Below are 9,663 nucleotides of genomic sequence, written 5' to 3' on the forward strand. Positions count from 1 at the left end.
ACCGTCTCTCGGCGCTTCCACCGCCGGATCGTATCCTCGCTGACGCCGAATTCCCGGGCGAGCTCGCGCACCGGCTTATCCGAACGCTGGATCTCCGCGCGGCGCGCCGGCGTGGTCGTGGCGTTTTTGTGCAGTCGAATGTTCACTCGGTTCCTTCCCTGACGCCTTCAATCAGCTCGTGCATCACCTCGCGACCCATCCATAATGCATATCGTGACGGGTCTATGCAATCGTCGGGGACCCGACATTTTTTACCCAGGACTTCCGCTTTGCATCGCCTTCCACGGCTGCTGGTGTTCTGGTCGGCGGCGCAGCCAACGGCCGCACGGCCTGGAAAGACCGGCATGGCCGAACATTGAAGGAACTTCAAAACGCTCGGACAGAGGCCGTGTGAAAGTGCGATTCGACACGTGGACGCGGCCCTGCAACTTCCAGTAGGGCCCTCAGAGAGGGCGTTGTTACCACGTTAGACAGCACCAAGCGTTCTTTGCCAAACATGCTCCACGATATCCGTGTTGGACAAATACTCAACTACTTCAGTTGGCGCAACGTCGATTTCCGGTGACGTCGTTGCATGGCGACGTTGGATACTCCCGCTTACACGCTTGTCTCTCATGTCCCTTACTTGGCCATCGAGTGAAATGCGTCACTCTTTGGCGACGTTTCCGGGTGGGTGCGGCCGTAATTCCAGCGACTGGTGGCGGTTTTCGGGGTGTTGGCACGCCGGATGCACAAACCTTCCCACGGGGTACGCATTCGCGAGTGATGCGAGCCCCGACCGGAACCCCATCGTGAAGGGAGGTCCGCCATGAACGGGAAATGGACAGCGGGGCTGCTCGCCATCCCCTTCGTCGCCGCCGTGACGCTCTCGGCGTGTTCCGATCAGGAGTTCGCGAAGCTGGACCAGGATCAGGACGGCAAGGTCTCGGAAAGCGAGGCGGCTGCCAAGCCGGAGGTCGCCAAGGAGTTCGACGTGCTCGACGCCAACAGCGATGGCAATCTCGAGCGCGCCGAGTTCGCGCGGTTCGAAACGATGGAGCCATCCGCTGAGCAGCAACCGTCGCAACAGCAGCAGACGCAGCAGCAACAGCCGACACAGCAACAGCAGGAGCAGGCGACCGAGCCGGGTAGTGCGACGAGCCAGTAGGTCGCCCGACCGAACGCGCCATCGTGGACACTCGGTTCGTCGGTGCGCCGCGGGGGAATGCCCGCCGTATTCCCCCACGCGGGCGAGTTGTGATCGTCGGCGCGATCGGGACACCTAACGCGTGATTCGGCCGTCGATATCGCCTTCTGCCATGGACGGGCCGGTCGACCATGTCGCTCACGTGTGGCCATGCTCGCGCAGGAATTCGCCCACGGCGTTCGCAAAGCCGGTGGGATTGTCTTCCGGGGCGAAATGGCCGGCGTCCGCCACGTACTGCAGCGTGGCGTTCGGGATGGTGGCGGCGAGGGTTCGGCCCATGCTCGGCGGCAGCCAGGCGTCGTGCTCGCCCCAGAGCACCAGGGTCGGGATCTCCAATGCGCCGAGGCGCGGGACTAGCGGGCGCGCCATGTGCTCGTCGTAGCATTCGACCGCCCGCCAGTAGGCGGCGACGCCCTCGTCACCGCGCCATTGCCGGAGGTAGCCGTCCAGGACTTCGCGTGGCATCGGGTGATGGGTGGTGCGCTCGATGTGTGCCCGGATCATGCCCTCGGCGATGTGGGTCGGCAGGTTGCGGAAGACGCCGATGTTCTCCTTGGCCTGGCGCGAGAAATCGGTGGCGAACGGTGGAATCACCGCGGCGTCGGCGAGAACCAGGGGTCCGAGCGGCAGACCTTCCAGCAGGTGCGCGCGGAGGGCGAAGATGGGGGCGAAGTCGAATGCCACCACCGCCGGGCGCTCGAGCTGCCAGTGCTCGATGAGCTCCACCAGGCGCCGCGGTTGTTCGTCCCAGGAGACGTTCTGATTCGGGAAACGGTCCGAGGTGCCGAAACCCGGCCAGTCGAAAACGTAGACTTTCCAGCTCTCCGCCAGAATCGGTGCGACGTTGCGCCAGATAAACGACCAGTTCGGCGTGCCGTGAAGCAGCACGACCGGGCGCCCTTCACCGAGGCGGTCCCAGCGTATCGTCCCCTGTGGCTACGCAAATGCCTGCGTTAGCGACCAGTCGATCATGCTATTCGTCTCCACGTGCTTGAGGGGGGTGCCTGCGGCGCCGGTTGCGACCGACGCAACGCGACAATCGCTGGGCGACACAGGTGCTCAGTTTTTCGATTGCGTTCCACCAGAAAGCGGAACGCAATTCTCTGGCGCGATTGACGTATTTTTGCCGCGTTCGAGGGTCGATACTTTTCTCGACACCTGCTTTGTCAAAAGCGGGGAATGGGCCCTGCTCTCTCGCCATGATCGGGCTCCCCAGCGCAAGGAGTCGGCGCGCAATTGCGGGCAGAGTGCAAGCTGATCTTCCCCGGAACGCTAAGGAGTTAAGCCCCGCGTCACAAACGAATTCTTCTAATGCTCTGCTTCAATCCGGCTGAACTCCGGGGGCGGTTTGGCCGTGCATTCCGAACGAAAGTCCCGGGCCGGCCCGGCCGGAACGATCGTGGGTTCCAGCTCGCCCAGGTCGTCGTAGTAGTGGGCTTTGATGTGGTCGAATTTCACCGTCTCGGCGACACCGGGTAGTCGGTAGAGCCGTCGGGTGAACGCGGCCAGTGCCGGGTAGTCGGTCAGCCGGTAGCGGTTGCACCGCAGCGCGCCGTGATAGGCGGCGTCGAAGCGCACCAGGGTGCAGAACAGGTGCCAGTCGCTCTCGGTGATGTGCTCGCCGAGCAGATAGGGTTGCCGGCCGAGGCGACGCTCCAGCTCGTCCAGGGTCTCGAAGAGCTCGTGCACGGCCCGGTCGTAGTCCGCCTGACTCCGGGCGAAGCCGGCTCGGTACACGCCGGCGCAGACCCTGGGCAGAATCAGCGCGTTGAGCTTGTCGATAGCCGGGCGCAGCCCCGGCGGATAGAAATCGACGTCCGCGTCACCCCAACGGTCGAATGCGCTATTGAGCATGCGCATGATGTCGCCGGACTCGCGATTGACGATGCGGCCCTCGTGCTTGTCCCAGAGCATGGGCACCGTCACGCGGGTGGTCGCGTCGGGTTTGCCGCGCTGATAGACCTCGTGGAGGTAGCGGCAGCCGTTGGCGTGGTCCGGCGTGCTCATGGCCGTGTCGCCGAAGCGCCAGCCGGCCTCGTCACCCATGCGCGGATGGAGCACGGATAGAGAAATCACGTCCTCCAGCCCTTTCAGCCGGCGGTAGAGGATGGTCCGGTGGGCCCAGGGGCAGGCGTACGAGACGTAGAGGTGATAGCGCCCCGGCTCTGCCGGCAGCGCCGACGCACCGTTCGGACCCGGGCCGCCGTCGGCGGTGACCCGGGTCCGGAACCGATCACCCGTCGCGAGGGCCCGGCGCACGGCCGGTGTCTCCTCGAGATCGCCGTACCATTGCCCGTTGATGAGAGCCTTGATGCGAGCCATCGCGGGTCACCTCGTCAGGCCGCGGTGGTGAGACGCCGCAATCCGTGAGGCAGGCGGCTGCGGCTCAGCGCCCAGGCGCCGTCGCCGAGCATTGCCTGGGCGGCGCAGAGCAGGGTCAGGTAGAGGGGGTACTCCCAGCCGCCGCCGTCGGTATCGAATACCCAGCCGAAGCCGGCATGCCGCCAGATGGCGCCGATGAGGATCGGCGCGAGGAGCACCGCGACCCAACGGGTCTGTACGCCGAGCACGAGCGCGGTGCCGCCCACGACCTCCATGGTGAACACGACGTAGGCGAGCCAGCCGGGCAGCCCGATGGAGGCGAAGAACGCCGCTGTACCCGGGAGCCCGAAGGTCATGAGCTTGAGGACGACGCTATGGGCAAGAAACATCACGCCCAGCGCGACGCGCAGGAGAAACGTGGCATAGGGGGCAAAACGTTCATCGATCATGGCCGTATCCTCCGTTGAGGTGTCGTTCGAGTGTCGGTCCGGCGGACGCCTGACCGCCGGGTTTTCCGCTGGTGTCAGTGGGTGAGGCTGATCGTAGGCTTGCATGGACGCAGTGCGAAGAAGCATTCGTGCAGCTCGCAATTGCAATGATGCGAGTTCTTGGAGGTTACCGCTGCAGTGCGGGTGCTATGCGTGTCTCCTCGCCGGCAATGATCAATGCCTGCATTCAGCAGTTCTGAAAAGACGGTTCAGATCTTTTCGTTTGATTGAATGACTGCGATCCACGAGCCTCGTCGAACGTTCACACGACGAAGGTGCGTTCGATGAAACCGATCTATCGGCTCGTTCCCGCGGGAATGGCGCTCATTGGCGTCACGTACGGCCTGGCCCGGTTCGCCTATGGCCTGTTCCTGCCGGACATGCGGGCGGATGTCGGTCTCAGTCCCGCGCTTGCCGGGGCCATTGGTGGCGGATCGTACGCGGGCTATTGCATCGCGATCGTGACGGCGGCGTTGCTGTCGACGCGCTTCGGACCGCGCCCCATCGCGTGCCTGGCGGGGGTAGTGGCCACCGGCGGGATGGCACTCATCGCGCTGGGCCAGACCCCGGCGGTCCTCGCCGCGGGGGTGCTGATCGCGGGCATGAGCACGGGGTTCTCCTCGCCGCCCATGGCCGACGCGGTCGCGAGGCTGATCGACACCCAGCAGCAGCCGCGCGCCAATGCGCTCATCAATAGCGGCACGTGCGCCGGTATCGTCATCTCCGGGCCGGCGGCGCTGCTCGCCATGGGGCAGTGGCGGGAGGCTTACTGGGCGTTCACCGTGATGGCGTTCGCCGCGACGGTCTGGATTGCCGCCGCCGCGCCCCGCCGTGGGGAGACACGCCACCGTGAGCCCGAACGCGAGGGTGACGCGCTTCCCTGGCGGGCCCTGCTGCGTCCGCGTGCCGCTGCGCTGATGCTGGCCGCAGCGGCCATGGGCTTCGCCAGCGCCGTGTACTGGACGTTCGCCGGTGAGCTCGTCGTCCAACGCCAGGATCTGGCCGCCGGGCTGGCGAACCTGGTCTGGGTGGTCATCGGGATCGGCGGGTTAGCCGGCGCGGCGGCGGGGGATCTCGTTCAGCGATTCGGCATCAATGCGGTCCACGGCGGATCGCTCCTGGCGCTGGCGGTGGCCAGTTGCCTGCTGGTGCTCGTCTCCGCCGGGGGTGCCGGCGTGCTCGTCTCGGCCATGCTGTTCGGCGCTGCCTATATCATGCTCACCGGCGTGTACTTGGTGTGGGGCGTGCGGGTCTATGCTGACCGGCCCGCGATCGGCATCGGCCTGCCGTTTCTCATGATCGCCGTCGGCCAGGCACTGGGCTCGCCCGTGGCCGGACAGCTCATCGAGGCCTTCGGCTATCGGGCCGCGTTCGTGGCCTTCGCCCTCGTCGCGGTCCTCACCACGACGGCGGGGTGGGGATCGGAGTCTGGAGAGGCGACAGAGCGAGCCGTTGGGTATCCTTAGATTCCGAATACGCAGGAGATTCCAGAGACGCAGGGAGATATCCGTCATGGCGCGCAAGTTCGACGAGCTGAAGGAAGGCATGAGCCCCGAAGCACGCCAGCGGGCGGAGGTGCGCACAGAGGAAACGCTTCGCAAGCTGCCTCGGTCCGAGTTGCGGCAGGCACACCGCCTTTCCGCGGACATGCTGACTGACACTTCCGCTGACCCGGCTCATGCACCGGAAGACGACGATCCCGCCCGTGACTGAGGCACCGGGCTGGGGCCTGTTTGCCTTAGCTCGGAGTCACGGGCTCGCGCTGATACCGTTTGACCGACACTAACCTGCCTGCTGCCCTTACCGTCACGCCCTTACCCGGCCAAAAAGCGCAGTGTTTTCGCTGACTTGGCCCTTCAAGCCCAAGGGTAACCGCTAGCACTTTCCGGTGCCGTGCCTGCTACCGGCGGGTACACGCTCGTCGGTCGACGGGTTGCGCCAAAAAACATATTAAATTATATGTTATCGGAAATTGATCCAGGTCATGGACATGTCCTGGGCACACAAGTCGAGGAGAGGAGGAGACGATGGCGACAGTGCAAGCGGGTGCCGAGGCGCCCTACCTGGACGTGGCGGACCCCGCCTTCGTGATCAACTCGGACGAGGTCCACGAGGCCCGCGAGCGCAGCTGGTATGCGCGCACGAGCTACGGCATCGCGGTGCTGCGCTACGAGGAGATGAAGTCGCTGCTGCGTGACCCTCGGCTGCGCCAGGGTAGCGCGGCGTGGCCGCGGCATAACGGTGTGACCGAAGGGCCGTTCGCCGAGTGGTGGTCCCACGTGCTGCTGAACAAGGAGGGTCAGGATCACGCCCGCCTGCGCCGCCTGGTCAATCCCGCCTTCTCCCCCAGGCTCATCTCGGCTCTGACCCCCCGCTTCAAGGCCCTGGCCAACGAGCTCATCGACGCGTTCCACGACAGCGGCCGCTGCGAGTTCGTCTCGCAGTTCGCCGAGCCCTACGCGGCGCGTGTGATCGCCCAGCTCCTGGGGCTGCCGGAGGCGGAGTGGAAGAAGATCGCGGACTGGTCGGCCACCGTGGGCCTGGCTCTCGGCGTCACCCTCAAGCAGGACCTGCCGCAGATCGAGGCCGCGCTGGAGGGCCTGTACGGCTACGCGGACGAGCTCATCGCCGACCGCCGCGAGAACCCCGGCGACGACTTCGTCTCCCGCCTGGTGTTCGCCCAGACCCGCGAGGACCGGCTCTCCCACGAGGAGCTGCGGATCATGGTGGTGCTGCTCATCTTCGGCGGCATGGACACGACCCGCAATCAGCTGGGCCTGGCGCTGGAGATGTTCATGAAGCACCCGGAGCAGTGGCGGATTCTCGCCGAGCGCCCCGAGCTCGGCTCCGCCGCAGTGGAGGAGGTCATGCGGGTGAACCCGACGGTCACCTGGGTGACGCGCGAGGCCGTCGAGGACTTCGAGTTCCAGGGGCTGCACATCGAGCAGGGCACGACGGTGCACCTGTTCTCCGAGTCGGCGGGCACCGACCCCCGGGCCGTGCCCGACGGCGGCTTCGACATCACCGCCGAGCGCCCGCCGCATTTCGGTTTCGGCGGCGGCACCCACCACTGCCTCGGGCATTTCATCGCCCGCTGCGACATGAGCGAGGCCCTGCCGATTCTGGCGCGCCGGCTCCGCGAGCCGCGCATCGACGGCGAGACCGAGTGGCTGCCGCGCAGCGGCAACACCGGCCCGGTGAAGCTGCCCGTGGCCTTCGACCGCGGCGAATGACGTCCACCGGCGTGGGCGCGACATAAACGAGCTAGGAGGAGAGTAGCGATGAAAGTATGCGTTGATCTCAAGAAGTGCCAGGAACACGGGCAGTGCGTGATCGCCGCCCCGGAGGTGTTCGAGTTCGACGACCAGGGCAAGCTCGCATTCGCCGAGCACCCGGACGACGCCCTGCGCGAGGCGGTCGAGGAGGCCGCCGACGTGTGCCCGGAGCAGGCCATCACGGTCGAGGACTGACCCATGACCGGCCATATCCTCATCGTGGGCGCGTCGCTCGGCGGCCTGCGGGCGGCCGAGCAGCTCCGGTCCAGGGGCTGGCAGGGGCGGATCACGGTGGTCGGGGAGGAAGCCTATCGCCCCTACAACCGCCCGCCCCTGTCCAAGGACGTGCTGGGCTCGGATACGCAGACCGATGCGGACGACACGCACCGGGGGCTCGCCTTCCGGCTGCGTGACAGCCTCTCGGACGTGGACTGGCGCCTGGGCCGCTCCGTGGTCTCCACCGCCCTGGAGGACCGGCAGGTCCGCCTGGACGACGGCGAGTCCCTCGTCTTCGACGGCCTGGTGGTCGCCACCGGCCTTCGCTCCCGGCGGTTGCCGCTCGAGGGCGGCGAAAGCGGGCGCCACGTGATCCGCGATCTCGACGATGCCCTCGCGCTGCGGCAAGCCCTCGCCGCACGCCCGCGGGTGGCCGTGGTCGGGTTCGGCTTCATCGGCTGCGAGGTGGCTGCCACGGCGCGCACGCTCGGGTGCGAGGTGACGGTGGTCGGGCCGGAAGCCTGTCCCCTGGAGCGGGTGCTGGGCGGGGCGCTCGGCGCCGCCGTTCAGCGCTATCACGAGGCCCGGGGTGTGGCGTTCCGCCCGGGGCGCACCGTCCGTGCCATGCGTCCCGACTCGGTGAATGGCCCGGTGCAGGGGCTGGTGCTCGACGACGGCGAGGTACTGCCGGCGGAGGTGGTCGTCGAGGCCATCGGCTCGCACCCCAACGTGGAATGGCTCGCCGGCAACGGCCTGGACCTGGGCGACGGGGTGCTCTGCGACAACGCCCTGCGGGTCGAGGGCCTGCCCCACGTGGTGGCGGTGGGCGACGTCGCGCGCTTCCCCAACCCGCTTTTCGACGACGTGCCGCGACGCGTGGAGCACTGGTGCATGCCCACGGATACGGCCAAGCGCGCCGCCCGGACGCTGGTGGATCATCTCGCTGGTGCGCCCGCCGACGAGTCCCCGTTCGAGCCGCTGCCCACCTTCTGGACGGACCAGTTCGATCGCCGTGTGCAGGGCCTGGGGGCGCCCGCTCTCGCCGACCGGGTCGTGGTGGCGGAGGGCGGCCTGGATCTGTCACGGGCCGGTGAGGATGGCCTCGCCGTCGAGTACTACCGCGACGACCGCCTGGTCGGCGCCGCGCTCGTGCAGTGCAAGCACCGGCTCGCGTACTACCGCAAACGGCTGCAGTCCGCCGGCCCGCCGATCGAGGCGCGCCGAAGCGCCGGCACGGCGGGGTGACCGGCCCACACGTCACTACATAACGCGAACCACGCGAGGGAGGAGAGCATCTTGGAACCGACGACTACCACGACGGGCCTCGACGAGCTGCGGGTCATATGCGCGGACCTGGAGGCCCGGCCGCTGTTCTGGACCGGCGAGGGGCGCCAGCGCCACGGCTTCGAGCCGGAGGTGGCGGAGCTCATCGGCGACGAGCTCGGCATCCCCGTCTCCTGGGTGTTCACACTCTGGAGCGAGTTCATGCCCGCGCTCAACGCCGGCAAGGGCGACGTCATTCTCTGCGGCCAGGGCATCAGCGACTACCGCAAGCAGTTCGTGGACTTCACCACGCCCTACGCGATCTTCGACGAGTCGGTGCTGGTACGCGCCGATGCCGCCATCCGCGGCCCGGCCGACCTGGCCGGTGTGCGCGTCGCCGCCATCGCCAACAGCGTGAACATGGCGCTCGCGGAGACGTTCGACGGGGCGGTGCTGGCGCCCTTCGACGGTGCCAGCGACGACGTCTTCGGCGACATGATCGCCGCCCTGCGCGCCGGCGAGGTGGACGCCGTGGTCGACGACGACGTGGCCCTGGTGCCCGTCGGCGACGATCCGGCGTTCCGGGTCGCCTTCACCGTGCCCACCCGCAACGAGTGGGGCGTGTCCGTCGCCAAGGGGCGGGAGGACATCCTCCACCAGGTCGACGGTGCCCTCGCCCGGGTCAGGGCGGACGGCCGCCTGGAGCGCGTCTGGCGGCGGTGGCTGCCGGATCTCGCCTACCCGTTCCGACAGCCCGAGGGGGCATAGCACAGATGCCGGAGACGACCGCAGGTCGGCGGCCGCGAAGATGTCGGCTGCCAGGAGCAGCCGACCTACGCAGACTGCCGGCGATGGTTGCGGAGTCTCGAGTACCCGCTTCAACGGGGGGTGAATGCTCGATCTGTCTCTGCTT

Annotated in this window: 12 protein-coding genes; 8 read left to right on the forward strand and 4 right to left on the reverse strand. The window is 67.2% G+C overall.

Annotated features, from left to right (window positions below):
• Nucleotides 1-146, reverse strand: a 146-nt coding sequence (locus ACPEES_RS22390) for a helix-turn-helix domain-containing protein (RefSeq protein ID WP_435106562.1), incomplete at its 3' end; no start/stop codon positions are given.
• An 83-nt stretch (nucleotides 147-229) separates the two neighbouring features.
• On the opposite strand from ACPEES_RS22390, the gene ACPEES_RS22395 reads away from it, so the two are divergent.
• Together ACPEES_RS22395 and ACPEES_RS22400 are read left to right on the forward strand one after the other, a co-directional pair.
• Nucleotides 230-394, forward strand: coding sequence for a DUF4357 domain-containing protein (locus ACPEES_RS22395; RefSeq protein WP_435106565.1), 165 nt, complete (start codon nucleotides 230-232; stop codon nucleotides 392-394).
• A 414-nt stretch (nucleotides 395-808) separates the two neighbouring features.
• Complete coding sequence (locus ACPEES_RS22400; RefSeq protein ID WP_435106542.1) at nucleotides 809-1,147, forward strand: hypothetical protein; 339 nt, start codon at nucleotides 809-811, stop codon at nucleotides 1,145-1,147.
• Between the two features lie 177 nt (nucleotides 1,148-1,324).
• Here the strand turns inward: ACPEES_RS22400 and ACPEES_RS22405 are convergent, their stop codons facing one another.
• The 3 genes from ACPEES_RS22405 to ACPEES_RS22415 all read right to left on the reverse strand — a co-directional run bounded on the left by ACPEES_RS22405 (nucleotide 1,325) and on the right by ACPEES_RS22415 (nucleotide 3,957).
• The gene (locus ACPEES_RS22405; protein WP_435106544.1) at nucleotides 1,325-2,074 is read right to left on the reverse strand and encodes an alpha/beta fold hydrolase; all 750 of its coding nucleotides are present in this window, start codon (nucleotides 2,072-2,074) and stop codon (nucleotides 1,325-1,327) included.
• A 420-nt stretch (nucleotides 2,075-2,494) separates the two neighbouring features.
• Nucleotides 2,495-3,508: a glutathione S-transferase family protein gene (locus tag ACPEES_RS22410; RefSeq protein ID WP_435106545.1), complete on the reverse strand. Its 1,014-nt coding sequence runs from the start codon at nucleotides 3,506-3,508 to the stop codon at nucleotides 2,495-2,497.
• A gap of 14 nt (nucleotides 3,509-3,522) precedes the next feature.
• Nucleotides 3,523-3,957 (reverse strand): DoxX family protein, encoded by a 435-nt coding sequence (locus tag ACPEES_RS22415; RefSeq protein ID WP_435106548.1) that lies wholly within the window; start codon nucleotides 3,955-3,957, stop codon nucleotides 3,523-3,525.
• Between the two features lie 323 nt (nucleotides 3,958-4,280).
• Here ACPEES_RS22415 and ACPEES_RS22420 point away from each other — a divergent pair, with 323 nt between their 5' ends.
• The 6 genes from ACPEES_RS22420 (at nucleotide 4,281) to ACPEES_RS22445 (ending at nucleotide 9,518) form a co-directional block, all read left to right on the forward strand.
• Nucleotides 4,281-5,462: an MFS transporter gene (locus ACPEES_RS22420; RefSeq protein WP_435106550.1), complete on the forward strand. Its 1,182-nt coding sequence runs from the start codon at nucleotides 4,281-4,283 to the stop codon at nucleotides 5,460-5,462.
• Nucleotides 5,463-5,508: 46 nt separating this feature from the next.
• The gene (locus ACPEES_RS22425) at nucleotides 5,509-5,709 is read left to right on the forward strand and encodes a hypothetical protein (RefSeq protein WP_435106552.1); all 201 of its coding nucleotides are present in this window, start codon (nucleotides 5,509-5,511) and stop codon (nucleotides 5,707-5,709) included.
• 314 nt (nucleotides 5,710-6,023) lie between these two features.
• Nucleotides 6,024-7,229 (forward strand): cytochrome P450, encoded by a 1,206-nt coding sequence (locus tag ACPEES_RS22430; protein ID WP_435106554.1) that lies wholly within the window; start codon nucleotides 6,024-6,026, stop codon nucleotides 7,227-7,229.
• 48 nt (nucleotides 7,230-7,277) lie between these two features.
• Complete coding sequence (locus ACPEES_RS22435; protein WP_435106556.1) at nucleotides 7,278-7,466, forward strand: ferredoxin; 189 nt, start codon at nucleotides 7,278-7,280, stop codon at nucleotides 7,464-7,466.
• Between the two features lie 3 nt (nucleotides 7,467-7,469).
• Nucleotides 7,470-8,732: an NAD(P)/FAD-dependent oxidoreductase gene (locus tag ACPEES_RS22440; RefSeq protein ID WP_435106558.1), complete on the forward strand. Its 1,263-nt coding sequence runs from the start codon at nucleotides 7,470-7,472 to the stop codon at nucleotides 8,730-8,732.
• 51 nt (nucleotides 8,733-8,783) lie between these two features.
• A complete protein-coding gene (locus tag ACPEES_RS22445; RefSeq protein ID WP_435106560.1) occupies nucleotides 8,784-9,518 on the forward strand; it encodes a substrate-binding periplasmic protein in 735 nt (244 codons plus the stop codon).
• Nucleotides 9,519-9,663 lie beyond the last annotated feature (145 nt).

It is taken from the genome of Arhodomonas sp. AD133, assembly GCF_051195215.1.
In the GTDB taxonomy this organism is placed as follows: domain Bacteria; phylum Pseudomonadota; class Gammaproteobacteria; order Nitrococcales; family Nitrococcaceae; genus Arhodomonas.